Origin of the sequence: Sphingomonas adhaesiva (genome assembly GCF_036946125.1) — a bacterium.
Classification (GTDB): domain Bacteria; phylum Pseudomonadota; class Alphaproteobacteria; order Sphingomonadales; family Sphingomonadaceae; genus Sphingomonas; species Sphingomonas adhaesiva_A.
This window is the reverse complement of record NZ_JAQIJT010000002.1, coordinates 2522533-2547583: the sequence shown is the minus strand read 5'-3', so window position 1 is coordinate 2547583 and position 25051 is coordinate 2522533. Positions and strand designations below refer to the sequence as shown.

Here is a 25051-nt window from a genome sequence, read left to right as displayed (position 1 = left end):
ATGCGCGCCCGTCAGTCCATGTCGGTCGCGCTCGCGGGCCGGGCCTTCTCCGGCGTCGTCCCCTTCCCCGCGAACGGCGTCAGGAGGAGCCCCACGTGCGTCGGTGCGCGCGTATCGGTGCGATAGACGGGCAGGGGCTTGCCCACCTCGCTCCATTGCGTGTCACCGCCGACGCCCCATTGCGCGGCATCGACCAACAGCGTGACCTGCCCGTGCGGGACGACATCCGTCGATTTCCTACTGCCCGGTGCGTGACGGTCGAGATCGGCGTAAGGGAAGGCGAGCGCGTTCATCATCAGCGGGGCGTCACCCTGCACGCGCAGGCCGCGATCGCCGCCCGACAATTCCATCCAGCGCACGTCGACCTTGTTGCCGGTCTCCTGCGGTCGGATGAAATCGTGGTTCTGCGCCGCGATCGGCCCGCGCCACAGCCCGATCGGCGCGGAGGTGCGGCGATCGACATAGCTTTCGTGCGGCCCGCGGCCATACCATTCGACATCGGTGATGCCGGTCGGCATCGCGAAGGCGAGCCCGACGCGGAACGGCGCGGGCAGGTCCGTCTTCAGCGGAGTCAGCGTCCCGTCGACCGCGACCGATCCGTCACCCGCCATGCGATAGACGGTGTCGAAGCGCGCCGCACCGTCGCCCAGGTCGAAGGCGATCGCGATCGTCCCCGTTGCGCGGTCGTAGCGGATCGACGTCAGGGTGCGCGCCTCGCTCATCGTCTTCCATATCGCGAGCTGCCGGTCGGTGCCGATGCCGATGTCGTTGTCGGTCACCGCGCGCCAGAAATGCGGTGCGCCGCCGCTGACGAGCGCGCGTCCGTCCTTCGCATAGCGGCGGATCAGCCCCGTCCTGCGATCGATTTCCAGCGTCGCGCCGGCGGCGGTCAGGACGAAGGCATCGCGCGTCCGGCGCATCGCGGCGGCGCCGGCCGCCGGCGGCGGGGCGGCGGGCGAGCCGGCGAGCGCGAACTGCTCGAACCCCAGCATCGTGCCGCCCGGCACCAGCGGCACGGCGCCGTCCCTGGCGCGCACCGCGACGGTGACGAAATATTCCGAACCGTCGCGCCGCGGGACGGTCGACAAGGGCAGCGCGATCGTCTCCGCGCTGCGGGCCGCGGTGGTGAGGCCCGGCAACGTGCCCCGTGCGACCGGCCTCCCATCCTCGCTGACCTCCCACTCGAACGCGAAGCCCGACAGGTCGCGAAAGTCGTGGCGGTTGCGGACGGTGACGCGTCCGGTCGCGGGATCGAAGCCGTCGAACTGGACCGGCGCATAGACCTTGCGCAGCTCGTAGAGCTGCGGGTTGGGGGTGCGATCGGACTGCAGCAGGCCGTCGCCGAACTCGATGTCGCCGCCGGGGTTCGCCCCATATTCGCTGCCGTCGCCCCAATAGCGGCGGCCGTCCTTCGTGTAGCGATACATCGACTGATCGACCCAGTCCCAGACGAAGCCACCCTGAAGCTTGTCGGGATAGGCGTAGATCGTGTCCCAATATTCCTTCAGGTTGCCGCCGGACTGACCCATCATGTGGCCGTATTCGCATTCGATCAGCGGTTGCCGGAAATTCCAGTTCCGGGCGTAGTCGGCGAGTTTGACCGCCGGATCGTACATCGGCGCGTAGATGTCGGCATAGTCGTTCGGGCGATGGTCGTGGACGCCGTCCCACGTGCCCCAGCCCAGATAGCTGACGAGCCGGTCCGGATCGCGCGCCTTCGCCGCGGCCGCCGCGGCGGCGAAATTGGGGCCGATGCCGGCTTCGTTGCCGAGCGACCAGAAGATGACCGAGGGATGGTTCTTGTCGCGCTCCACCATGTTGACGACACGACTGACGTGCGCGTTCTTCCATGCCGGATCGAACCCGATCTGCAGCGTCCCGCGTTCGTCGGGATGCTTGTTCGCATAGTCCATGTACGCATGGCTCTCGATGTTCGCCTCGTCCATGACGTAGAGGCCGTAACGATCGGCGAGTTCGTAGAGATACGGGTCGTTGGGATAGTGCGACGTGCGGATCGCGTTGATGTTGTTGCGCTTCATCAGCCGGATGTCGCGCTCCATCGAGGCGCGGTCGACGACGTGGAAGGTCTCCGGATCGTGTTCGTGGCGGTTGACGCCCCGGATCGTGATCGGCCTGCCGTTGACCGACACCAGGCCGTCCTTCATCTCGACGGTGCGGAACCCGATGCGGCGCGCGGTGGATTGCAGCATCCGGCCGCGGGCGTCGAGCAATTCGGTCACGAGCGTGTAAAGCGCGGGCGTCTCCGCGGTCCAGGCGCGCACCGCCGGCACGGCGGCCGACAGCGTCACGCGGCGCTCCGCCTCGCCCGCCGCGACCGGCGCGGTGCGGGTCAGGAGGGGCCGCTCGCCGTCGAGCAGGACGATGCGCGCGGTGGCCGCCGCGCCCGGCGTCACCGCCAGGTCGACGGCGAGCCGGCCGTCGCGATAGGCGGGGTCGAGCCCGGCATGGACGAAGGTGTCGCGCACCCGCGTCTTCGGCACCGCCGCCAGCCAGACCGAACGCTCGATCCCCGAGACGCGCCAGAAATCCTGATCCTCCAGATAGCTGCCGTCGGACCAGCGGACCACCTGGATCGCGATCGTGTTCGGGCCGGGCTTCAGCGACGCCGTCACGTCGAAGTCGCTCGGAAGCTTCGAATCCTCGGAATAGCCGACCTTCGTGCCGTTGACCCAGACCGTATAGGCCGATCCCGCGGCGCCGATGTGCAGGATCACGTCCTGCCCGGCCCAGCCGGCCGGCACGTCGACGGTCCGGCGGTAGGAGCCGACGGGGTTGGTCGCGTGCGGGATCAGCGGGCGGTTGGCGGGGAAGGGGTAGGTGATGTTGTTGTAGCGCGCCTGGTCATATCCCTCGGTCTGCCAGTCGGCGGGCACCTTGATGCTCTTCCAGCCCGACACGTCATAGTCCGGGCGCTCGAACCCGGTCGGCAGCCGGTCCGCGTCGGGCGAGAAGGAGAATCTCCACGCGCCGTCGAGCGAGAGGAAGCGCGACGATGCGGCGGGATCGCCCGCCAGCGCGCGCTCGCGCGTCTCGAACGCGAAGCCCGTCGCGCTGGCGGGCAGCTTGCCGCGCGCGAAGACGGCGGGATTTTCCCAGTCGGGACGCCGTGGGTCGACCTGCACCGGGTCGACCCGCGGTGCCGTATCCTGCGCGCCCGCCGTGCCGGCCAGCGCGAGGGCCATCGCCGCGGTGCCGGCCCGCAGCAGCGTGCGCGATGTCGCCCGGCACGCGCGGCGCGTCGCTACCATTCGAACGCCGCCACGGTGTTGATCCGCGCGCGCAGGAACGTGTCGGCGACCAGCCGCAGCGGGCCGACGTCGACGTCGGAGACCCCGGCCCGCACGATCGCGGCGAAGCGACGGTAGAGCCCGGGATATTCGCCGTGCAGCTCGCCGCCGGGGTCGGCCGCGGTGCCGCCATCGATCGACAGTTCGGCTCCGCCCCTGGCCAGCGTCAGCGTGCCGGCGTCCGTCTCGACGACGATGTCCCAGCTCTGAGGGCCCTCCTGGCGGAAATCGAGGTCCATCGCGATCGGCGCGCCGGTCGCATCGAGGAAGCCGACGCGCGCGGCGATCGGCGCGGCGCGGTTGGCGGGCAGGTCGATCTCGGCGGTATCGACGAACATCGGGTGCGGCAGGATGCGGGTCGCGATCGACAGCGCGTTGATCCCGGGATCGAACACGCCGAACCCGCCCGCTTCGAAGATCCAGTCCTGCCCCGGATGCCAGTGGCGCACATCCTCGCGCCAGGTGATCGTGGCGCGCCGCACGGTCCGGTCGGCGAGCCACGCCCGTGCCGGCTCCACCCCCTCGGCGTAGCGCGAGTGCCAGCTCGCGAACAGGCTCACCTCCCTCGCCGCGGCCTGGTCGCGCAGGGCGACCACCTCCGCCAGCGTCGCGCCGGGCGGCTTTTCGAGGAACACGTGCCAGCCCTGCTCGATCGCGCGGGCGGCGATGGCGCGGCGCACCTGCGGCGGGGTGCACAGCGCCACCGCGTCGATGCCGACCCCGCTGTCGATGAGCGCATCGATATCGGGGAAGAACGGCAGGTCGCCTTCCGGTCCGCCATGGCGGCTGACGGTGGCGACGAGGTCGAAGCTGGAGATCCCGGCGATCGCGGGCAGGTGCTGGTCGCGGGCGATCTTGCCCATGCCGATGAGTGCGAGGCGGATCGGCGCGGTCACAGCGCGCGCACCGCAACCGGCGCCGGGGCCGCGATCGCCAGCGGATTGCGCAGCGGCAGGGTGAAGGGCGCGGCCTCGATCTCGAACACGTCGTCCGCCCGCGTCCCGAACCCGTCCGCGAAGGACAGGGTGGCGGTGCCGAAGAAGTGGACGTGGACGTCGCCGGGGCGCCGGAAGCCGGCATATTTGAAATGATGGTGCTCGAGATTGGCGAGGTGATGCGACATGTTCGCCTCGCCGGTCAGGAAGGGCTTCTCCCACACCGTCGCGCCGTCGCGGACGATGCGGCTCGTGCCCCGGATGTCCGCCGGCGGCTCGCCCAGCAGCAGTTCGGCGCCCAGCGCCGCAGGCCGCAGCTTCGAATGGGCGAGCCAGAGATAATTGTGGCGCTCGGTGACATGGTCGCTGAACTCGTTGGCGAGCGCGACGCCCAGCCGGTAGGGCGTGCCGTCGTCGCCGATGACATAGATCCCGGCCAGCTCCGGCTCCTCGCCGCCGTCCCTGGCGAAGGCGGGCGACGTCAGCGGTTCGCCCGGCCCGACGAGACCCTGGCCGTCGCCCTTGTAGAACCATTCCGGCTGCTGGCCGATCGTCCCCTCGCCGGGCTTCCCCCCCTCGACCCCTTCGAGGAACATGCGCATGGAATCGGTCTGGTGCGTGGCCTCGGACGCGGCCTTGTGCATGGCGTCGCGCCCTTCGGCGGAGCCGAGATGGGTGAGCCCGGTGCCTGCCAGCAGCAGCCGCGCCGGATCGGCATGATCGATCGCCGGCAGCAGCCGGCCGGCGGCGAGCTCGGCGGCGGGGTCCGCCGCCTCGCCGGTGCGGTGCGCGCGGGCGGCGTCGGCCAGCGACGCTTCCTGCGCGATCGCCTCCATCGCGAGGTCGTGCGTGGTGGCGGGGCCGGACAGGAAGTGCGCGCGGTCGCCCTCGGCCAGGATCAGGCGGCGGCGGCCATCGGCCGCACGATGCTGGAGCAGTCTGATCGGGGTCATGCAGGGTCCTTCAGGGCTGAACGATAGGCCGGGGCGCCCGCGCCGACGTGGGCGGCGGGCTTTCCCGGACGGTAGAGGTGGGAGCCGTCGGCATCGCGGGGTCGGCGGCGTCGGCGGGAACCGGCTTCGGCGCGATGGCGCCCGCCGACAGCGCGGCGAGCGCCTCGTAGAAGCCGGGCAGCGAGACCCGCCCCCGCGCGGCGGCGGCGGCGACGCGGGTGTCGGGGGCGGACGACACGATCACCGTGCCTCCGGCGGCTGCCGCCGCCGCGGCCTGCGCCGCACCCGGTACCGCTTCGGCGCTTGTTATCCCCGCCGTCTCCTGCGGACGGGCGTCGGGGGTGACGGCAAGCCGGCCGGTATCGTTGCCGGCGTGGTCGATCACGGCGGCCTTCGCGGAGAGACGTCGGGCGCGCCGGTCGGTCGTCTCCCCGCCGACCGCGATAGAGTCGCCGGTCACATCCGTCTCCCTCCCATCCTATATGTAAGACAATACAGGGTCGAACAGTTGCGTCAAGCCGGTCGGCCGTCCACCATCCGCGGTTCCGTCGCGCCGTCCCGCAACTCGGGCGGGAGCAGCGCGGCGGGAAGGTCCTGATAGCAGACGGGCCGCAGAAAGCGGTCGATCGCCAGGGTGCCGACGGAGGTCGACCGCCCGTCCGAGGTGGCGGGGAAGGGGCCGCCATGGACCATGGCATGCGCGACCTCCACCCCGGTCGGCCAGCCGTTGACGAGGAGGCGCCCGGCCTTGCGCTCCAGCACGGGGACGAGGCGCGCGGCCTGTGCCTCATCCCCGGCGTCGAGCTGGATGGTGGCGGTCAGCTGGCCTTCGGCGGCGGCGAGGATGGCGATCACCTCGTCGAGATCGCGGCAACGCACCAGCAGCGACGAGGCGCCGAACACCTCTTCGGCGAGTTCGGGCGCGTCGCGCAACGTCGCGGCGTCGGTGACGAACAGCCGCGCCTCCTCGCTCGCCACGCCGTCGCCCGCGATGCCGGCGGCGAGTTCGACCACGCCCTCGCGTCCGGCGAGCCGTGCGGTGCCCTCGGCATAGGCGCGGCGGATGCCATCGGTCAGCATCGGCTGCGGCGCATGAGTGCGCAGCGCCTCCGCCGCCGCCGCCTCGAAGGCCGCGAGGCCATCGCCCTCGATCGCCAGCAGCAGCCCCGGATTGGTGCAGAATTGTCCCGCACCCATGGTGAGCGACGCGACGAAGGCGCGCCCGAGCTCGGCGCCCCGGTGGGCGAGTGCGCAGGGCATCAGCACCACGGGGTTGATGCTCGACATTTCGGCATAGACCGGGATCGGCACGGGGCGCTGCTGCGCCAGCCGCATCAGCGCGAGCCCGCCCGCCCGCGACCCGGTGAAGCCGACCGCCGCGATCGCCGGATGCCGGACGAGGGCGGCGCCGAGCTCGTTGCCCGCGCCCCGGACGTGTCCGAAGACCCCCGCGGGCATGCCGCAGCGTTCCACCGCGCGGCGGATCGCATCGGCGACCAGGGCATCGGTTCCGGGATGCGCCGGATGCCCCTTCACCACCACCGGACAGCCGGCCGCCAGTGCCGCGGCGGTGTCGCCGCCGGCGGTGGAGAAAGCGAGCGGGAAGTTCGACGCGCCGAACACCGCCACCGGGCCCAGCGGTACGCGGCGCTGCCGAAGATCGGGACGCGGCAGCGGCTGGCGGTCGGGCTGGGCGGGGTCGATGCGCAGCCCGCGCCAATGGCCGTCGCGCACCACCTGCGCGAACAGGCGCAATTGCCCGACCGTCCGGCCGCGCTCGCCGGTCAGGCGCGCGACCGGCAGCCCCGTTTCGGCGGCCGCCCGATCGATCAGGGCCTCGCCGAGCGCGAGGATTTCCTCCGCGACGGCGTCCAGCAGCGCCGCTCGCTCGTCCGCCGCCCTCGCCCGATACGGATCGAACGCCGCCTCGGCCGCGATGCAGGCGTGCGCCACGTCGGCGGCGGTGCTGACGGGGTAGCCGGGTTCCAGTCGCTCGCCGGTGGCGGCGGCGACGCCGTAAAGCACATCCATCTCTCGCATGGTCAACCTTTATGTCTGACTTAACAGCGTCTATAGGGGCGCTCGCCCGGAGTCACAACAGCCGGACCGGGAAAAGGAGAGCGCATGGCGACGATCACGATCTGGAACGGTGCGGCGCAGCTGGGGGAGGGGCCGTGCTGGGATCCGCGCGACGACATGCTGTGGTTCGTCGACATCAAGGGGCAGCGGGTGCACCGATACGATCCCCGCTCGGCCACGACGCGGGCGTGGGACGCGCCGGCGCCGGTCGGCTGGGTGGTTCCGGCGGAGGGCGGCGTGCTGCTCGCCGGTCTGCAGACGGGTCTCGCGCGCTTCGATCCGGTCAGCGGGGACTTCGCCCATCTGGCACAGGTCGAGCCCGATCTGCCCGGCAACCGGCTCAACGATGCCACCGTCGCGCCCGACGGCAGCGTGTGGTTCGGCAGCATGGACGACGGCGAGCGGCAGGCGACGGGTCGCGTCCACCGCTGGAACGGCCGCTCGGTGGAGACCAGCGCGATCGAGCCGGTCGTGATTACCAACGGCCCGGGCGTGTCGCCCGACGGTCGCACGCTGTACCATGTCGATACGGTGGGCGGGATCATCCACGCGGTCGCGCTGTCGGGCGACGGGGCGACCGGGGAGGTGCGGGTTTTCGCGCGGATCGACCCGGACGATGGTCATCCGGACGGCGTGACGGTGGACGCGGCGGGCAACGTCTGGGTCGGCCTGTGGGGCGGCTGGCGCGCCAGGCTCTACGATCCCGCGGGCGCGATCGTCACGGAGGTCCGGCTTCCGGCCGCCAACATCACCAAGGTGGCGCTGGGCGGTGCCGACGGACGCACCGCCTACGCCACCAGCGCGCGCGTCGGCCTGTCGCCCGCGGCGCTCGCGGCGCAGCCGGAGGCGGGCAACGTCTTCTCCTTCAAGGTCGATACGCCGGGGCAGCGGCTGCCGCTCGCCAGGCTGGCCGTGACGGAATGAGTGCGGCGGACTGACGCGCGGGGGGGGGGGGGGCCTCGCAGCCCCCCTTGGCACTTGACGTCAGGTCGTGGAGGCCGCGTCCGGAGCGGTCAGCATCCGTACTTCGTAGATGACGGCATCGTCCCGTCCGGCGATGATCGACACCATCGCGCGCGGGCGACCCTGCGCGCCCATCGCGGGGATCGCATGGTCGAGCAGCGCGAAGCGTTCGCCCGTGCGGTCGCCGCGCCCCGTGGGTGGCACGGGCTGTCCGTCGACGGTGACCGCCATTGGACGATCCGCATCCCCGGCCACCACCATCACGCGCAGGATCGCAGGCCCCTCGGCACGCGTCATGGCGAAGTCCATGCGGGCGCCGGGCCGCAGCCGCCGTCCCGGTCGCCCGGCCCAGTTCACCACATCGCTCCGGGCCGAGACGAAATCGTGGTCGCGTTCGGGTTGCATCTCGCCGGGATGGAAGATGTCGACGGTCCGCCGTGCCAACGCCTTCGCCTCCTGCGCGCGGCCGAGGTAATCCGTCCGCGCCGCGGACCAGCCCGCCGCGCTGAAGGTCGGGAAATAGACCGCGGTGCGCCGCTCGTGCTGCGCGAAGAAGGGGCGGAGCGACAGAGGTTCGCCGATTGCGCTGGTGGTGCGAAAGCCTCCCGACCCGTCGGCCGCGAGCGCGTCCGGCGCGGCGCCCTTGGTGACGAGTGCCGGCTCGACCCCGTCGAAGGGCGCGTCGGCGGGACCGAGGTCGGCGGCCATTACGAGCGGGCCGTGGAGAAAGGCGACGATGCTCGGATCGTCGGGCAGTGCCTCGGCGGTCAGCCGCATCGGCAAGTCGATGTCGATCCGGTCGCCCGCCGCCCATCGCCGCTGGAGGATCGCATAGCCGCGTTCGGCCACCACCGCGGCGGGTCGGCCGTTGACCATCAGTCGCGCTCCGCTCGACCAGCCCGGCATGCGCAGGGCGATCCGTTGCGCGGTGCGCGGCGCGCGCCCTATCGTCAGCGTCGCCCGACCTGCGAATGGCATGGTGGTGTCGAGGTCGAGCGCCACTCCGCGTTCCGGCCAGTCGAGCCGGCTGGGGATGTAGAGGTTGACGTAGAGCGTCCCGCCACCGCCGGTGTCGTGCCAGAAGATCGAATCGGCATGCTTGGCATGGCTTTCCATCCCCGACCCGACGCAGCACCAGAAGCTGTCCTCCGCCATGGAGTAGCTGCGCCGCGCGCCGCTCGCCAGCGGCATGAAGTAGACGAACTGCCCGGTGTCGGGCCGCTGGTGCGCGAGGATATGGTTGAGCTGGACGCGCTCGTAATAGTCGAACCATCGCGCGTCGGGCTGCCAGCCATACAGATGCCGCGTCAGCTTCATCATGTTGTAGCTGTTGCACGCCTCGCACGTCGCCTCGGTGACGCGCGCGGCGAGCCTGTCGGGGGCGCCGAAATGTTCGCGTTCCGAATTGCCGCCGATGACGTAGCTGTGGTGCCCGGTCACGCGCGCGTGGAAGAAGCGCGCCGCCGCGGCCTGGTCGGCGCGCGCGGTCAGTTCGTGAAGGCGCGCGAGGCCGATGACCTTGGGAATCTGGGTGTTGGCGTGCAGCCCCTCGAGGCTGTCGATGCCGGCGGTAAGCGGATCGAGCACCGCCTTGTGCCGGATCTTCTCGGCGAGGCGCAGCCAGCGGGGCGCGCCGGTGATCGCATGGAGGTTCGCGAAGCTCTCGTTGAGGCCGCCATGCTCAGCGCGCAGCACCTGTTGCATCTGCGCGTCGGTGAGCGGCTCCAGCACGCCCGCCAGATAGCCGGCCATGGCGAGCAGCACCGGCAGGGCGCGTGGGTTGCCCGCCAGACGATGCGCGTCGGTCAGCCCCGCCTGCACCTTGTGCCAGGTGTAGAGCGGCACCCAGCCGCCGTTGAGATCGAACCCTCCGGTGCGGATGTCGCCGCGGCGGACCTCCTCGAACACGATCTTGCCGTCCACGGTCCTGCCGCCGCGTTCGACCGTGGTGCCGCCGATGTAGCCGTCGCCGTGCGCGGCCTGGATGCGCGCCATCTCCGCCAGCGCATGGTCGAGCCGCGCCGCGATCGCGCGGTCGCCCGTGTTGGCGACGACGAGGGCGCAGGCGGACAGCCAGTGGCCCAGGCTGTGTCCCGCGATCCCCTGCGCCTCCCAGCCGCCATAGACGGGTCCGGGCGCGGGCAGGCCGGCGGAGACGTAGAAATTGTGGAGCAGCCGTTCCGGATCGAGCGACAGCAGATAGCGACGATTGGCGGCGAAGGCATCCTGGAACGGGGAGGGTTTCAGCCGCACGTAGCGCATCGGAACGGGCTCGGCGCGCACGACACCCGAGGCGGCGCTCGCGGCGCCGAGCGGCAAGCCGAGGCTCGCCGCCGCGGCCGTTCCCACGAGCAGCTCGCGCCGGGTCGAGCGCATCCCGCTCATATCGTTTCGATCACCGGCTCCGCCAGCGGCGCGGTCACCTTCGCGCCCCACAGCGCGTAGAACAGGATGTAGAGTTCGCACGCCGCGGTCAGCAGGAACGACGCCTGCAGCCCGTAGCGGTCGGCCAGCCAGCCCTGCACCACCACCAGCGCGCCGCCGGCGATCGCCATGATGAGCAGGCCCGACCCCTCCTCGGTCAGCGGACCCAGCCCCTTGATGCCCAGCGTGAAGATCGTCGGGAACATGATCGAGTGGAACAGCCCGACCGAGATCAGCGCCCACATCGCGACGGGCCCGGTGGTGAAGACGGTGACGAGCATGACCACGAACGCACCGACCGAGAACGCCGCCAGCACGGTTTCCGCGGGGATGCGCTGCATGATCGCCGACCCGGCGAAGCGGCCGACCATCATCCCGCCCCACAGGAACGTGAGGTAGCGTCCGGCCTGTTCCGCGGTGATGTTGGCGATTTCCGGCTGCGAGACGAAATTGACGAACAGGTTGGCGACTCCGATCTCGGCGATCAGGTAGATGAAGATGGCGGGGATGCCGAAGACGAGGTTGCGGTGCGCCCACAGCGAGTGGCGCCCGCGCTCCTCCTTCGCGACGCGGCTGGTGGCGGAGCCCATTGCCGGGAGCGGGAAGCGCGCGATCACCACCGCCAGCACCACCAGCACCACCGCGACGAGCGCATAGGGGAGGATCACCGACTGGGCATCGGCCAGGCGCTCCGCCTGGGTGAGCACGGTTCCGGTCTCCGCGGTGCCGCCGCGCGAACGGCCCAGGATCAGATAGGCGCCGAACAGCGGCGCGAGCATGGTGCCGGCCGAGTTCATCGCCTGGACGAGGTTGAGGCGCGACGAGGATGTTTCCGCCGGGCCGATCACCGCGACATAGGGGTTGGCCGCGACCTGAAGCAGCGTGATCCCGCTGGCGATGACGAACAGCATCAGCAGCGTGACGCCGTAGGACGGCAGGCTGGCGGCGAGCATCATGCCCAGTGCGCCCGCGGCCATGACGAGCAGGCCGATCACGAGCGAGCGTTGATATCCCACCCGCTCGATCAGCTTCGCCGACGGGATCGAGGCGAAGAAATAGGCGATGAACCACACGCTCTCGATCAGCGTCGTCTGGGTGTAATTGAGGTCGAAGACGCTGCGCAGATGGGGCAGCAGCGTGTTGTTGATGACGGTGATGAAGCCCCACATGAAGAACAGGCTGGCCAGCAGCGTCAACGCCTTGCCGTAGCCGCCGCCCGCGACCGGCGCCCCCGCTGGTGCCGCTGGAGCCGCTGAACCGATCGGACCTGCCATTCCATCCTCCCTATTTTTGTGACCCGCGATCTGCGCCGCTTGCCACCCGCTATTATGTCTGACTATATGGTCTGACATATGAGGGTCAATGCCGAAACCGCGATGCGGTCCGGCGGGAGGGGGCAGGAATGATGCGACATGGTCACTGGACGGCGCCGTTGCTCGCCCTGGCGGCGTCGGCTCCCGCCGCGTCGGCGGACGCCGCCACCGCCGTGCGGGCGGGTTTCGGCGCGCTGCCGGACGGGACCGCGATCGAGGCGGTGACGCTGACCGGCAGCAACGGCGTCAGCGCGCGGATCATGACGCTGGGGGCGACGCTGCAGTCGTTCAACGCGCCCGACCGCGACGGCAAGGTCGCCGACATCACGCTCGGCTACGACGATGCGGCCAGCTACGTCACCAGGCCGAACTTCTGGGGCCAGACGGTGGGGCGCTACGCCAACCGGATCGCGGGCGGGACGTTCGCGATCGACGGCCGGACCTATCGGCTGCCGCTCAACGACAAGACCAACTCGCTCCACGGCGGGACCAGGGGTTTCGACCAATACGTGTGGCGGATCACGGACGTTAGGTCGGGGCCGCAGGCCAGCGTCACCATGGTGATGCGCAGCCCGGCCGGCGACCAGGGCTATCCCGGGACTCTCGACGTCACCGTGACCTACAGCCTGGACGACAAGGGGGCGTTGACGATCGACATGTCGGCGAAGACCGACGCGCCGACGATCGTCAACCTGACCAACCACGCGCTGTTCGATCTGGCGGGGGAGGGGTCGTCGGGCGGCATCTACGCGCAGAAGATGACGATCCCGGCGCGCCGCTACACGCCCGTCGACGCGGCATTGATCCCGACCGGCGAGCTCGCCGCGGTCGCGGGCACCGTGTTCGACTTCACGACGCCGCGCGCCATTGGGCTGAGCGTGCGCGACGGCCGCGACCCGCAGATCGTGATCGGTCGCGGCTACGACCACAATTTCGTGCTCGACAAGGGCGCGACGGACGAGCCGGGGCTCGCCGCACGCGTCGAGGATCCCGCCTCCGGCCGCGTGCTGGAGGTGCTGACCACCGAGCCGGGCGTGCAATTCTATTCGGGCAATTTCATCGACGGCACCTATGTCGGCAAACGCCGCCACGTGTACCGCATGGGCGACGGCTTCGCGCTGGAACCGCAGAAGTTTCCGAACACCCCCAACCAGCCGTCGTTCGGCTCGGCGCGGGTCGATCCGGGCAAGCCCTATCGTCATCGCATGGTCTATCGCGTCTCGGTGTCGCGCTGACCTCCGGAGTTTGCTGACATGACCACGACCTTCGACCCGACGACGCTGCGCAGCCGTGCGTGGTTCGACAATCCGGCGAACATCGACATGACGGCGCTGTATCTGGAGCGCTATCTGAACTTCGGGCTGACGCTGGAGGAACTGCGTTCGGGCAAGCCCATCATCGGGATCGCGCAGACCGGCAGCGACCTGTCGCCCTGCAACCGCCACCATCTGGTGCTCGCGGAGCGCGTGCGCGAGGGCGTGCGCGAGGCAGGCGGGATCGTGCTGGAGTTTCCGGTGCATCCGATTCAGGAGACGGGCAAGCGCCCGACCGCGGGGCTCGACCGCAACCTCGCCTATCTGGGGCTCGTCGAGGTGCTGTACGGCTATCCGCTCGACGGCGTGGTGCTGACGATCGGATGCGACAAGACGACGCCGGCGATGCTGATGGGGGCGGCGACGGTCAACATCCCCGCGATCGCTCTATCGGTCGGGCCGATGCTCAACGGCTGGCACAAGGGAGAGCGGACGGGGTCGGGCACGATCGTGTGGAAGGCACGGCAGATGCTGGCCGCTGGCGAGATCGACGATGCCGAGTTTATCCGCCTCGTCGCCTCGTCCGCACCGTCGACCGGCTATTGCAACACCATGGGGACGGCGACGACGATGAATTCGCTGGCGGAGGCGCTGGGCATGTCGCTGCCGGGATCGGCGGCGATCCCCGCGCCCTATCGTGACCGCCAGGAAGTCGCCTATCGCACCGGCAAGCGGATCGTCGAGATGGTGGCGGCGGATCTGCGGCCCTCCGACATCCTGACCCGCGACGCCTTCCACAACGCGATCAAGGTCAATTCCGCGATCGGCGGGTCCACCAACGCGCCGATCCACCTCGCCGCACTCGCGCGCCATGTCGGGGTCGATCTGCCGATCGAGGACTGGGAGACCGAAGGGCACAAGGTGCCCCTGCTGGTGAACCTCCAGCCTGCGGGCGAGTATCTCGGCGAGGATTACTACCGCGCCGGCGGCGTCCCCGCGGTGGTCGCGCAGCTCATGACGCGGGGGCTCATCGCCGAGGACGCGCTGACGGTGAACGGCCGCACGATGGGCGACAATTGTCGCGACGCCCGGATCGAGGACGAGGCGGTCATCCGGCCGATCGACCGACCGATCATGGAGGATGCGGGCTTCATCGTGCTGACCGGCAACCTCTTCGATGCGGCGGTGATGAAGACCAGCGTGATCGGGCCGGAATTCCGCGACCGCTATTTGTCCGATCCCGCCGATCCCGACGCCTTCGAAGGGCCCGCCGTCGTCTTCGACGGGCCGGAGGATTATCACCACCGGATCGACGATCCCGCGCTCGGCATCACGCCGGAGACGTTGCTGTTCATGCGCGGGGCCGGCCCCGTCGGCTACCCCGGTGCGGCCGAGGTCGTGAACATGCGGCCCCCGGCCTATCTCATCACCGAGGGCGTCCATGCGCTGCCCTGTATCGGGGACGGCCGCCAGTCGGGGACGAGCGGCAGCCCGTCGATCCTCAACGCCAGCCCCGAGGCCGCGGCGATGGGCGGACTGGCGCTGATCGAGACGGGGGACCGCGTGCGGGTCGACCTTCGGCGCGGGCGCGTGGACGTGCTGATCGACGAGGCGGAACTGGCCCGGCGGCGCAGCGCGCTGATCGCGGCGGGCGGCTATCGCTACCCCGCCGCGCAGACGCCGTGGCAGGAGATCCAGCGCGCGACCGTCGGCCAGTTGAGCACGGGCGCGATCCTGGAGGGCGCGGAGAAATATCAGCGTATCGCCCAGACGATGGGTCTGCCGCGCGACAACCACTGACGCGCGGCGGGCGGGCCGCCGGGCTCAGCCGGCCGGGGACGCCGAGGCGTCGTGGGTCGGCGGTTTCTCGCGCGCCATCGCGCTTTCGGTATCGCGCTGCGCCTGCTGGATCAGCAGGCTGGTCGCTTCCCTCGCCCGGGCGCCATCGCGATCGGCGATCGCCTCGAACAGCGTGCGATGGGCGGGCATCGGATCGCGGGGATGCTTGTCGCCGCGATATTTGAAGAAGGTGGTCCAGCGTACCGCGGCCGCGATGCTGGCGGACAGGCTGACCAGCAGTTCGTTTCCCGTCGCCTCCAGGATCAGCGCGTGGAATTGCTGGTCCGCGGCGCGACCGATGTCCGTCGCCAGCCCGTGGCGCGCCATGGTTTCCATCGCATAGCCCATCTCGCCGAGCTGCTTGCCGGTCCGCAGCTCTGCTGCGAGTTCGGCCGCGGCCGGCTCGACGATCAGCCGCAGGTGGAAGAGGCTGCGGACGAAGCCGAGCGGCGGCGCACCTTCGAACATCCAGCCGAGGAGCTCGGGATCGAGGAGGTTCCACTCCGACCGCCCGCGCACCCGCGTGCCGGTCTTCGGCCGGCTCTCGACCAGTCCCTTGGCCGCGAGCATGCGCAACGATTCGCGGATCACGCTGCGCGACACGCCGAAACTCTCGGCGAGTTCGATCTCTCCCGGCAGGACGCTGCCGGGCGGGTTCTGTCCGGTGACGATCGCGGTGCCCAGCCGCTGGGCCAGCGACAGATGCGCCGGCCGCCCTCTCTTCGCAACGGCCATGCAACCCTCCTGCCGCCACGACTGGTTCGGGGCGGCGCGCATTCTGCATCAGGGGGTTGCAACAATCCAGCGATGTTTTATTGTCCGACAAGACGACCGCCAAGGTCGCACGGGAGGAGCAACGAAATGCAGCGCGCGACGATCTCGCTCGGCAGGCCGCCGACGCCCCGCGACGCGGCGTCTCCCCGCCGCGCGACCGGATCGTGACCGCCCGGCCCGCGCGCCGGCCGCGCCTTCTGCCGCTCCACCCCCGATCATCCCGACAATCACGAGGCGTCGCGTTGCCGCGCCGAGGAGACCGAATGATGCGACTTGCCCTGAGCGCCATCGCGCTGATCGTCGCCACCCCCGCGCTCGCCCGGCAGGCGCCGGACCCGGCCCCCCCCGCCAATACCGATGGCGCAGCGAGCGTCATCGTCCACGCGGATCGGCCCGCGCCCAGGTTCGATAAGCGCATCTTCGGGCAGTTCGCCGAGCATCTCGGCACGGGGATCTACGGCGGCATCTGGGTCGGCACCAACAGCCGCATCCCCAACATCCGCGGCTACCGCCGCGACGTGCTCGACGCGCTGAAGGCGATCCGCGTTCCCGTGATCCGCTGGCCGGGCGGCTGCTTCGCCGACGAATATCATTGGCGCGAGGGGATCGGCCCGCGCGGGCAGCGCAAGATCAAGATCAATACCCATTGGGGCGGCGTGACCGAGGACAATGCGGTCGGCACGCACGAATTCATGGACTATTCGGAACTGGTCGGTGCCGAGGCCTATGTCTCGGGCAACGTCGGCTCCGCGCCGCCGTTCGAAATGGCGGAGTGGGTCGAATACATGACCTCGCCCAGTGGCTCCAGCCTCGCCAGGGAGCGCGCCGCCAACGGGCGTCGCGAACCGTGGAAGCTCCCCATGTTCGGCATCGGGAACGAATTGTGGGGATGTGGCGGCAATATGCGTCCCGAATATGCCGCCGATCTGACCCGTCGCTACGCCACCTTCGTCAAGATGCCCGAGGGGCAGCGCGTGATGAAGATCGCCAGCGGCGCCAACGTCGACGACTATAACTGGACCAAGGTGATGATGCGCGACGCCGGCGCGCAGATCGACGGCATCGGCGTCCATTACTACACGATCCCCTATGAGTGGAACCGCAAGGGCCGCGCCACGGGCTTCGACGAGGACCAGTGGGCGCGCACGCTCGCCAAGACGGTCAGGATGGACGAATATATCACGCGCCACGCGCGCGAGATGGATGAGTATGATCGCGACAAGCGGGTCGCCCTTTTCGTCGACGAATGGGGCACCTGGTACGATCAGGAGCCGGGCAGCCACCCCGGTTTCCTCTATCAGCAGAATTCGTTGCGCGACGCCCTGGTGGCCAGCCTGAACTTCGACATCTTCGCGAGGCACACCGACCGCCTGCGGGGCGCCAACATCGCGCAGATGGTCAACGTGCTCCAGGCGCTGATGCTGACGGACGGCGCGCGCATGGTGAGGACGCCGACCTATTACGCCTTCGATCTCTACAAGGATTTTGCCGACGGCGTGGTGCTGCCGGTCGATGTCCGCTCGCGCTGGTACAACAAGAAAGAGTGGACGCTGAAAGCGGTGAGCGCGAGCGCGGTCCGCGGCACCGATGGCGTCGTGCACGTCGGGCTGACCAACGTCGACCCCAACCAGCCGCAGACGGTCACGGTCCGCCTCGACGGGGTGACGGGCGGCGCGGTCACGGGCCGTATCCTCACGGCCGCGGCGATGGACGCGCACAACACGTTCGACGCGCCCGATACGGTCGTGCCCCGCGCCTTCACCGAAGCGGCGCTGTCCAACGGCACGCTGACCGTCACGCTGCCGGCCAAATCGCTCATCATGCTGGACATCCGATAGCGGAGGTGCGCGCGACGCGCGGCAGGCGATCCCAGCCCGGGCGCGCCACCCTGTCGGCCGGTGCATGTGCGTCGACGATGCCGGCGACCTGCTGTTCGTCGTCCCGGTCGGCCGCGGGACCCGTTTGGGCGCAGTTTCGTCGCCCGCGTCGCAGGTCGCGTTACGGTGCCGCGTCCCGCCCCTAACAGACGCCGGTCAGCCAATCAGAGCTGTTCGACGTCAAAGGGAAGAATGACCATGCACCGTACGATCACCATGCTCGCCGCGACCGCGGCGGCGACCGCCTTGTTCGCCTTCGCGACCCCTTCCTCGGCGCAGGATCGCGCGACCTTCACCGGCCCGCGTGCCGAAGTGACGGTGGGCTATGACAGCACGCGCCTGTCCGACCAGCCCGCCGGCGCGCCGCGCTCGGTCAGCCAGGCGCGTCTGGGCGCGGCGGTCGGTTACGACGTGGCGCTGGGCAGCCACTGGACGCTGGGCGCGGAGGCCGGCATCGGCGGAACGCTGGGCGGCGGGCGCGACGTGTCGCAGGGCGCTACCCGCTTCAACGTCGATCAGGGGCGCGACCTCGATGCCTCGCTCCGGCTCGGGTACAAGGCGGGTAGCGCGACGCTGCTCTATGCCAAGGCCGGCTGGGCCAACTCGCGCTACTCCGCACGTGCGGTGACGGGCACCACCCGCATCGATCAGGCAAGCGACGAGAACGGCTTCCGCGTCGGCGCGGGCGTCGAGCAGATGCTGGGCGAGCGCATCTATGCGAAGGCCGAGTATCGCTACACCACCTATGGCGAGGGCGTGCACCGGCATCAGGCCCTGGCCGGCCTGGGAATGCGCTTCTGAGCGGCGCGGCGCGACCGGCGGGTGTCACGAGGCCCGCCGGTTGTCCGCCGGGAAAAGGGGCGATCATGCTGAAATATGTCACCGCCATCGCGTGGGCCTCGCTCCCGCTGGCCATCATGCTCTGGGGCTATCGCCTGACGATCGCCTGACCGGACGCGTCTATCATCGAAAAGGCGGCCGGCCCCTTGTCGGGGCGGCCGCCTTTCGGCGTGCGCGAGGGAGGCGCCGCCGGGGCGGCTCAGCGCTCATCCCCTATCGCGGCGACCCTGGACAGCGCCGTGCCCGGATGCGGGAAGAGCAGGCAGACGGTCAGCGTGAAGCTGGAGAGGAAGAGCGAGAAGAAGCGGGGCTTGCGCATGATGATCTTTCGGTGACGAAGCGATCGTCCCGGTGACGACCTGTTGGTGGCGGCATGCACGCCGTTCGTGCGCCGATCAGGTGCGTTGCGACCGTCGCGACGAAGGAGCGACGAGCGTGCCGACGATCAATCGCGCAACAGCGCCAGCAGCGCGGCGGCGACCGGGGCGATGCCGGCGGCGGACCACGAGGCGCTGACCGCGAACGCGGCGTCGGGCGACGCGATCGGGCGCGCGACCAGCCGCCCGACCGCGCGATCGACCTGGCTTTCACAGGTCAACATCACGCCATGTCCATCGGCGACCCGGTCGAACAGGGTCTGCGCATGCGCGGGCGATACCATGCGAACCGGGGGCGGCGCGGCGACGAACAGCCGCTCCGCCAGGAAGCGGTGCAGCGCGGCACGCGACCGCTCCGAACAGGTGAGCAGGATCTCGTCCGCCAGCATCGACGGCGTCACCTCCGCGACGGCGGCGAGCCGGTGGCCGGGAGGCAGGAGGACCAAGGCATGGTCGTGCCACACGATGCAGCTGGGTACGCCGGGGGCGGCGACGCCGGGATGGATCGCCAGCGTCACCCGCCCGGCCGCGGCGGCGGGGAGCAGTTCGGCGAGCGCCATCTCCTCCACGCCCACGACCACGGCAGGCCAGTCGCGCGCCAGCGCCATCAGCGCATCGGCCATGCGATCGCGAAAGAGCGAGGCGAAGAAGCCGATGCGGATCGATGCGTTACGGTCCTGCGTGTCGATATTCATCGGCCGGGCATGGGGCATGCACCGCGTGACGCGCGTGGCGCTGCGACGGGCGCGACGAGATTGCGACGAAGCCGACACCGGGGGCGACCGAGCCGCGACGGGGCTATGCGCGATCCGCCCAGGTGGTGCTATCACGCGACGGGGCATACAGGAAAAACGGACGTACCGGGCGATGGGGAGCATGGCCGTACAGCGATTCGACTCCGCCGAGGCGGTGCGGTTCTGGCTGTCCGAACGATTCGCGGTGGAGACCGACGGGCAGGCGATCCTGGCGGTCGTCGCCGAGACGCTGGGCCGGTTCCTGGGCATCAGCCGCGTCGCCTACGGCGAGATCGACCCGCACGAGGATATCATCCATATCCTGCCCGACTGGACCGATGGCGTCGCCTCGGTCGCCGGGCGGCGGCCGCTGTATCGTGATGCGGAACTGGTGCGCGAATATGCCCGCGGACGCACGTTGATCGTCCCGGACGTCGGCGATATGACGCTGGCGGCGGAGGAGCGCGCGTGGCTCGCGCAGTCGCAGACCCGCGCGTTCGTCGCGGTGCCGCTGATCCACGACGGCCGCTTCGTCGCGCTGTTTGCGGTCAATCATCATCTGCCGCGTGCCTGGAGCGCGGACGAGGTCGCGCTGGTGACGCAGACCGGCGCGCGGTTGTGGGCGGCGTTGCAGCACGCGCGCACCATCGCCCAGCTGCGCGAGAGCGAGGAGCAGTTCCGGTTGCTGGCGGAGAACATGCCCGGCATCTGCTGGCTGTCCGATGCCGACGGGCTGCCGCGCTGGACCAATCGCGCGGGCAAGACAACCTATGGCGACGTCGTCGCCGATCCGCTCGAGCGTGTGCATCCCGACGATCGCGCCGCGGTCCTGCAGCATCAGGCGCGATCGCTTCGGCACGGCGTGCCGTTCGAGATGACGGTGCGGATGCGCATCGCGGACGGCAGCTATCCGCCGATGCTGACGCGCACCATGCCGATTCGCGATGCCGCGGGCGCGGTGACGCGCTGGTGCGGGTTGCAGTTCGACCTGTCGGAGCAGCAGGCGCGCAGCCGTCACGACGCCTTTTCGCGTGCGCTGGCCGATGCGATACGCGATGCGGCCGAGCCCGCGGCGATCCTCGATCTGGTCGCCGACATGCTGAAGGCGCACCTCGACGTCGCGCGCGTGATCTACAGCGAGGCGGAGCAGGGCGAGAACGGCCCCGTCTTCAACGTACGGCGCGACGCGGCCGATGCGCTTCCGGACGTGTCGGGCCTGCATCATTTCCCGCCCTGCTTCGACGATCTGTTCGCCGCCTATGCGCGCGGCGAGACGGTGGTCAGCGACGATTTCGCGCGCCTGGGCGGCGCGATCAACGCGGGATTGCGCGATTTTCTCGCCGCGATCGGAGTGCGATCGGGGTTCGCGGTGCCGCTGGTGAAGGCGGGGCGGCTGGACGGCGTGCTGATCGTGCAGCACGACACGCCACGACGCTGGCAGCGCGACGAGATCGCGCTGGTGGAGGAAGTGGCGGAGCGCACCTGGTCGACGCTGAACCGCGCGCGGGCGGAGGCGTCGCTGAAGGCGCGCGAGCGCGACCAGGCGTTCCTGCTCGAATGGAGCGACGCGGTCCGCGGGATCGCGGGGCAAGACGCGATCATGAACGAGACGCTGGCGCAGCTGGGCCGGCATCTCGACGTCGGGCGCGTGACCTTTTCCGAAGCCGCCGACCGCGTTTTCACCACGCGGTGGAACTGGTGCGCCAGTCCGCGCCACGCGAGCCTCCTCGGGCTGCGCGTTTCGCTGGACGCGGTGGGCAGCGCGATCGAGCGCGAATGGCTGGCGGGCGAGATCGTGCGCTACGACGACGTCGCGCGGGACGCGCGTGTCGGCGCGGAAGATCGTGCGACCTACGCCGCGCGCGGGATCGGCGCCTTCGTCAGCCTGCCGCTGATCCGGGACGACCGTGTCGTCGCCATCCTGTCGGTGCAGAGCGAGGGGCCGCGCGTCTGGGCCGATCGCGAGGTCGCGCTGATGCGCGATGCGGCCGAGCGGACGTGGAACGCGCTGGAGCGCGCACGTGCGCAGGAGGCGTTGCAGCAGCGCGAGCGCGATCAGGCGTTCCTGCTCGACTGGAGCGACGCGATCCGCCGCACCGCGTCCGCCGATCAGGTACTGTCGCTGACGCTGGAGCGGTTGACGCGCTATCTGGGCGGCACGCGGACGACCTATTCGGTCGGCACCGGCGAGCCGGGGGAGTTCGTCGTCATCGGCAATTGGTGCGATGGCGTGCGCAGCGTCGTGGGCGCGCGCTTCTCGCTTGCCGACGTGTCGCCGTCGATCGTCGACCAGTGGCTGGCGGGGCATATCGTTCGCTACGACGACGTGGTCGGCGATCCGCGCGTGCTACCCGGGCGCGAGGCGTATTACGCCGGGATCGAGGTGCGCGCGTTCGTCACCGTACCGCTGATCGTCGACGGCGAGATGCGCGGATCGATCTCGGTGCAGAGCGCGCAGCCGCGGGTGTGGGAAGAGAGCGAGATCCGGCTGATCCGCGACATCTCGGAGCGGTTGTGGATCGCGCTCGATCGCGCCGCGGCGCAGGCGGACCTGCGCCAGCGCGAACGCGACCAGGCGTTCCTGATCGAATGGAGCGATGCGGTGCGCGACGAAGTGGGCGCGCATGCGATCCTGGCGACCACGCTGGAGCGCGTCGGCCGCTACCTGGGCGTCGACCGTGGTGCCTGTGCGGAGGCGGACGCCACCGGCGAGGGGCTGGTCACGATCAGCGAATTCCTCTCGGTCCCCGGCGAGCGGTACGTCGGGCGGCGCTTTGCGATCGCTGGCATGGGTGAGCGGCTGATCGCGGATCATCTCACCGGCCGTCCGGTGGTGATGGCCGATACGTCGACCGATCCGCGGCTCGATCCGCGCCATCGCGCGTTGTTCGCCGCGCTGAACATCCGCGCGTCCGCCAGCATCCCGCTGGTGCGCGCAGGGCGGTTGGAGGCGGTCTTCTCGCTCCAGCAGGCGCAACCGCGCCACTGGCTGCCGAGCGAAATCCGGCTGCTGCGCGACGTGGCGGATCGTACCTGGGCCGTGCTGGAGCGCGCGCGGTCGGAGGAGCGGCTGAACCAAAGCGAGGCGCAGCTGTCCGCCTTCCTCCAGAATGCCCCCGTGGCGATGCATCTGAAGGATGCCGCGGGCCGTTACGTTCGGATCAATCCGCAGTTCGCGACCGCCGTGGGACGCGAATATGAAGAAGTGCAGGGGCTTCGAGCCGAGGATCTGTTCCCGCCCGCGGTCGCGGCGACCGTCGATGCGCTGGCGACGCGCGCCTTTGCCGGGCATGTCGCCGCCGACGAGTTCGATACCGGGCGGCAGGGCGCGTACCAGTCGGTCCTGTCGATCAGCTTCCCGATCGGCGGCACGACCGGCCCTGCGCATATCGGCGGTTTCACGATCGATCTGACCGAGCGAAAGCGTGCCGAGGAGGCGCTGGCGCGCAGCCGTGAGGCATTGTTTCAGGCCGAGAAGCTGTCCGCGCTGGGCTCGCTGCTCGCCGGCGTCAGCCACGAACTCAACAATCCGCTGTCGATCGTCGTCGCGCAGGCGGTGATGATGGAGCGGCAGGGCAAGGGTACCGAGCTTGCCGAGCGCGCCTTCAAGATCCGCCGCGCGGCGGACCGCTGCGCGCGGATCGTGCAGACCTTCCTGGCGATGGCGCGGCAGAAGGCGCCCGAGCGTCGCCCGGTCGATCTCGGCGAGGTGGCGGTCGCCGCGCTCGACCTCACCGAATACGGCATGCGCAGCGAGGGGATCGTGGTCCGGCGCGATTTCGCCGAGCGATTGCCGCAGATCGCCGCCGACGCCGACCAGCTGCACCAGATCATCATCAACCTCCTCATCAACGCGCAGCATGCGCTCGCCGGCCAGGACGGCGAGCGTTGCGTCACGATCCGCACCGCGCGCGGGCCGGAGCCGATGACGGTCGTGCTCGACGTCGCGGACAACGGCCCCGGCATCCCCGCCGAGGTACGGCGGCGCATCTTCGAGCCGTTCTTCACCACCAAGACGCAGGGCGAGGGCACCGGCGTCGGCCTGTCCTTCTCGCAAGGGCTGGCGGAGGCGCACGGCGGCCGGCTGACGCTGCTGCCCGGCGACGCCGGCGCGACGTTTCGCCTGACGCTGCCGGTCGAGCCTCAGCAGACGCTGTCGCTGGTCGAGCCCGAGCCCGTCGCGGCGGCGGTGGCCCTATCGCGGCGCGCGCTGGTGGTGGACGACGAGGCGGAGATCGCCGAGTCGCTCGCCGACTTCCTGTCGCTGGAGGGCTATGTCTGCGAGATCGCGATCGGCGGCGTCGCCGCACGCGCGCGGCTGGCACACGGCGACTACGACCTGATCGTCAGCGACCTGCGTATGTCCGACCTGGACGGGCCGGCGCTGTACGACTTCGTCCGCACCGCCCGCCCGGAGCTGGCCGCGCGCATGGCATTCGCCACCGGCGACACGCTGGGTGCCGCGGCAGCGCGCTTCATCGCCGAGGCACGCCGCCCGGTGCTGGAGAAACCCTTCGTACCCGAGGCGGTGCGCCGCTTCCTCGACCAGATGGACCAGGCATGACCCCCACCAACCCCCACATCATCCTGGTCGACGACGAGGAGGACCTGCGCGAGCCGACCGCGGCCTATCTGTCCGATCAGGGGCTCGACGTGTCGGAGGCCGATGGCGGGCGCGCGCTCGACGCGCTGCTCGCAGCGCGTGACGCCGACCTGGTCGTGCTAGACGTGACCATGCCCGAGGAAGACGGCTTCTCGATCGCGCGGCGGCTGCGCGCGACCGGGCGCCCGACCGGGATCATCATGCTGACCGCGCGGCGCGATGTGATCGACCGCGTGGTGGGGCTGGAACTGGGCGCCGACGACTATCTGATGAAGCCGTTCGAGCCGCGCGAGCTGCTCGCGCGAATCCGTTCGGTGCTGCGCCGCGTCGCGTCCTCCGCCGCGCCCCCGGCGACCTCGATGCCGGTCGCCGCCCCCGCCCCGATCGTTCCCGACGATGGGTATCAGCAGGAATTCTGGATCCCCACCGCGCACGGCCAGACGCGCGTCGCGGTCGAGACGATCGAGTGGATCGAGGCGGCGAAGGACTATGCGCTGCTCCACACCGGCGAGCGCAGCCACATGATCCGCGTGACGATGGGCGCGCTCGCCGACGCGCTCGACCCCGCACAGCTGATGCGCGTCCACCGCTCCTCCTTCGTGCGACCCGATGCGGTGCGGGCGATCAACCAGATCGGTCGCCACACCACGCTGATCCTGACGTCGGGCGCGGTCGTTCGCGTCGGTCCGCAATATGTCGGCGAGGTCGCGCACCGGCTGAAGCGGTAGCGCGGTTTCGTCGCGGTTTCGTCGCATCCGTCGCCCGCGCGTCGCCGCGGT

16 protein-coding genes are annotated in these 25051 nt (G+C 70.2%); 7 read left to right on the top strand and 9 right to left on the bottom strand.

What is annotated here, in order from left to right:
- Window positions 1-11 precede the first annotated feature (11 nt).
- From PGN23_RS18170 to PGN23_RS18150, 5 genes are read right to left on the bottom strand one after another with little or no spacing between them, the layout of a single operon-like run.
- Window positions 12-3269, bottom strand: coding sequence for a glycoside hydrolase family 2 TIM barrel-domain containing protein (locus PGN23_RS18170; protein WP_335304505.1), 3258 nt, complete (start codon window positions 3267-3269; stop codon window positions 12-14).
- The gene (locus PGN23_RS18165; protein WP_335304504.1) at window positions 3263-4204 is read right to left on the bottom strand and encodes a Gfo/Idh/MocA family protein; all 942 of its coding nucleotides are present in this window, start codon (window positions 4202-4204) and stop codon (window positions 3263-3265) included. Before PGN23_RS18165 ends, PGN23_RS18170 begins: the two co-directional genes overlap by 7 nt.
- Entirely contained in the window at window positions 4201-5196 is a 996-nt protein-coding gene (gene araD1, locus PGN23_RS18160) for an AraD1 family protein (RefSeq protein WP_335304503.1), read from the bottom strand. Before araD1 ends, PGN23_RS18165 begins: the two co-directional genes overlap by 4 nt.
- Window positions 5197-5206: 10 nt before the next feature.
- Window positions 5207-5656, bottom strand: coding sequence for a hypothetical protein (locus tag PGN23_RS18155; protein ID WP_335304502.1), 450 nt, complete (start codon window positions 5654-5656; stop codon window positions 5207-5209).
- A gap of 53 nt (window positions 5657-5709) precedes the next feature.
- Window positions 5710-7227: an aldehyde dehydrogenase (NADP(+)) gene (locus tag PGN23_RS18150; protein ID WP_443019822.1), complete on the bottom strand. Its 1518-nt coding sequence runs from the start codon at window positions 7225-7227 to the stop codon at window positions 5710-5712.
- A 93-nt stretch (window positions 7228-7320) separates the two neighbouring features.
- Between PGN23_RS18150 and PGN23_RS18145 the strand changes: the two genes are divergently transcribed.
- On the top strand, window positions 7321-8199 hold the full coding sequence (locus PGN23_RS18145) for an SMP-30/gluconolactonase/LRE family protein (RefSeq protein WP_335304500.1): 879 nt from the start codon (window positions 7321-7323) through the stop codon (window positions 8197-8199).
- 60 nt (window positions 8200-8259) lie between these two features.
- On the opposite strand, the gene PGN23_RS18140 is transcribed toward PGN23_RS18145, so the two are convergent.
- A complete protein-coding gene (locus tag PGN23_RS18140; RefSeq protein ID WP_335304499.1) occupies window positions 8260-10623 on the bottom strand; it encodes a glycoside hydrolase family 127 protein in 2364 nt (787 codons plus the stop codon).
- Window positions 10620-11936 carry a sugar MFS transporter gene (locus tag PGN23_RS18135; RefSeq protein WP_335304498.1) on the bottom strand — a complete coding sequence of 439 codons (1317 nt, stop codon included), beginning with the start codon at window positions 11934-11936 and terminating at the stop codon, window positions 10620-10622. Before PGN23_RS18135 ends, PGN23_RS18140 begins: the two co-directional genes overlap by 4 nt.
- A 131-nt stretch (window positions 11937-12067) precedes the next feature.
- On the opposite strand from PGN23_RS18135, the gene PGN23_RS18130 reads away from it, so the two are divergent.
- Both PGN23_RS18130 and PGN23_RS18125 read left to right on the top strand, forming a co-directional pair.
- On the top strand, window positions 12068-13210 hold the full coding sequence (locus tag PGN23_RS18130) for an aldose epimerase family protein (protein WP_335304650.1): 1143 nt from the start codon (window positions 12068-12070) through the stop codon (window positions 13208-13210).
- 18 nt (window positions 13211-13228) lie between these two features.
- Window positions 13229-15028: an IlvD/Edd family dehydratase gene (locus PGN23_RS18125; protein WP_335304497.1), complete on the top strand. Its 1800-nt coding sequence runs from the start codon at window positions 13229-13231 to the stop codon at window positions 15026-15028.
- Window positions 15029-15052: 24 nt separating this feature from the next.
- Here the strand turns inward: PGN23_RS18125 and PGN23_RS18120 are convergent, their stop codons facing one another.
- Window positions 15053-15802: a FadR/GntR family transcriptional regulator gene (locus PGN23_RS18120; protein ID WP_335304496.1), complete on the bottom strand. Its 750-nt coding sequence runs from the start codon at window positions 15800-15802 to the stop codon at window positions 15053-15055.
- A 305-nt stretch (window positions 15803-16107) separates the two neighbouring features.
- On the opposite strand from PGN23_RS18120, the gene PGN23_RS18115 reads away from it, so the two are divergent.
- Together PGN23_RS18115 and PGN23_RS18110 are read left to right on the top strand one after the other, a co-directional pair.
- Window positions 16108-17679: an alpha-N-arabinofuranosidase gene (locus PGN23_RS18115; RefSeq protein ID WP_335304649.1), complete on the top strand. Its 1572-nt coding sequence runs from the start codon at window positions 16108-16110 to the stop codon at window positions 17677-17679.
- A 237-nt stretch (window positions 17680-17916) separates the two neighbouring features.
- Window positions 17917-18519 carry an outer membrane protein gene (locus tag PGN23_RS18110; RefSeq protein ID WP_335304495.1) on the top strand — a complete coding sequence of 201 codons (603 nt, stop codon included), beginning with the start codon at window positions 17917-17919 and terminating at the stop codon, window positions 18517-18519.
- A 484-nt stretch (window positions 18520-19003) separates the two neighbouring features.
- On the opposite strand, the gene PGN23_RS18105 is transcribed toward PGN23_RS18110, so the two are convergent.
- The gene (locus PGN23_RS18105) at window positions 19004-19630 is read right to left on the bottom strand and encodes a LysR substrate-binding domain-containing protein (protein ID WP_335304494.1); all 627 of its coding nucleotides are present in this window, start codon (window positions 19628-19630) and stop codon (window positions 19004-19006) included.
- Between the two features lie 181 nt (window positions 19631-19811).
- Here PGN23_RS18105 and PGN23_RS18100 point away from each other — a divergent pair, with 181 nt between their 5' ends.
- Window positions 19812-24233 (top strand): GAF domain-containing protein, encoded by a 4422-nt coding sequence (locus PGN23_RS18100; RefSeq protein WP_335304493.1) that lies wholly within the window; start codon window positions 19812-19814, stop codon window positions 24231-24233.
- Window positions 24230-25000, top strand: coding sequence for a response regulator (locus PGN23_RS18095; RefSeq protein WP_335304492.1), 771 nt, complete (start codon window positions 24230-24232; stop codon window positions 24998-25000). Before PGN23_RS18100 ends, PGN23_RS18095 begins: the two co-directional genes overlap by 4 nt.
- Window positions 25001-25051: the final 51 nt, after the last annotated feature.

What these genes read in the sequence shown, in the direction of transcription:
- PGN23_RS18140 (WP_335304499.1), bottom strand. Translation starts at nt 10,623, where the DNA reads ATGAGCGGGATGCGCTCGACCCGGCGCGAGCTGCTCGTGGGAACGGCC.
- PGN23_RS18135 (WP_335304498.1), bottom strand. Translation starts at nt 11,936, where the DNA reads ATGGCAGGTCCGATCGGTTCAGCGGCTCCAGCGGCACCAGCGGGGGCG.
- PGN23_RS18115 (WP_335304649.1), top strand. Translation starts at nt 16,108, where the DNA reads ATGCGACTTGCCCTGAGCGCCATCGCGCTGATCGTCGCCACCCCCGCG.
- PGN23_RS18170 (WP_335304505.1), bottom strand. Translation starts at nt 3,269, where the DNA reads ATGGTAGCGACGCGCCGCGCGTGCCGGGCGACATCGCGCACGCTGCTG.
- araD1 (WP_335304503.1), bottom strand. Translation starts at nt 5,196, where the DNA reads ATGACCCCGATCAGACTGCTCCAGCATCGTGCGGCCGATGGCCGCCGC.
- PGN23_RS18125 (WP_335304497.1), top strand. Translation starts at nt 13,229, where the DNA reads ATGACCACGACCTTCGACCCGACGACGCTGCGCAGCCGTGCGTGGTTC.
- PGN23_RS18095 (WP_335304492.1), top strand. Translation starts at nt 24,230, where the DNA reads ATGACCCCCACCAACCCCCACATCATCCTGGTCGACGACGAGGAGGAC.
- PGN23_RS18110 (WP_335304495.1), top strand. Translation starts at nt 17,917, where the DNA reads ATGCACCGTACGATCACCATGCTCGCCGCGACCGCGGCGGCGACCGCC.
- PGN23_RS18150 (WP_443019822.1), bottom strand. Translation starts at nt 7,227, where the DNA reads ATGGATGTGCTTTACGGCGTCGCCGCCGCCACCGGCGAGCGACTGGAA.
- PGN23_RS18130 (WP_335304650.1), top strand. Translation starts at nt 12,068, where the DNA reads ATGCGACATGGTCACTGGACGGCGCCGTTGCTCGCCCTGGCGGCGTCG.
- PGN23_RS18100 (WP_335304493.1), top strand. Translation starts at nt 19,812, where the DNA reads ATGGCCGTACAGCGATTCGACTCCGCCGAGGCGGTGCGGTTCTGGCTG.
- PGN23_RS18105 (WP_335304494.1), bottom strand. Translation starts at nt 19,630, where the DNA reads ATGAATATCGACACGCAGGACCGTAACGCATCGATCCGCATCGGCTTC.
- PGN23_RS18120 (WP_335304496.1), bottom strand. Translation starts at nt 15,802, where the DNA reads ATGGCCGTTGCGAAGAGAGGGCGGCCGGCGCATCTGTCGCTGGCCCAG.
- PGN23_RS18145 (WP_335304500.1), top strand. Translation starts at nt 7,321, where the DNA reads ATGGCGACGATCACGATCTGGAACGGTGCGGCGCAGCTGGGGGAGGGG.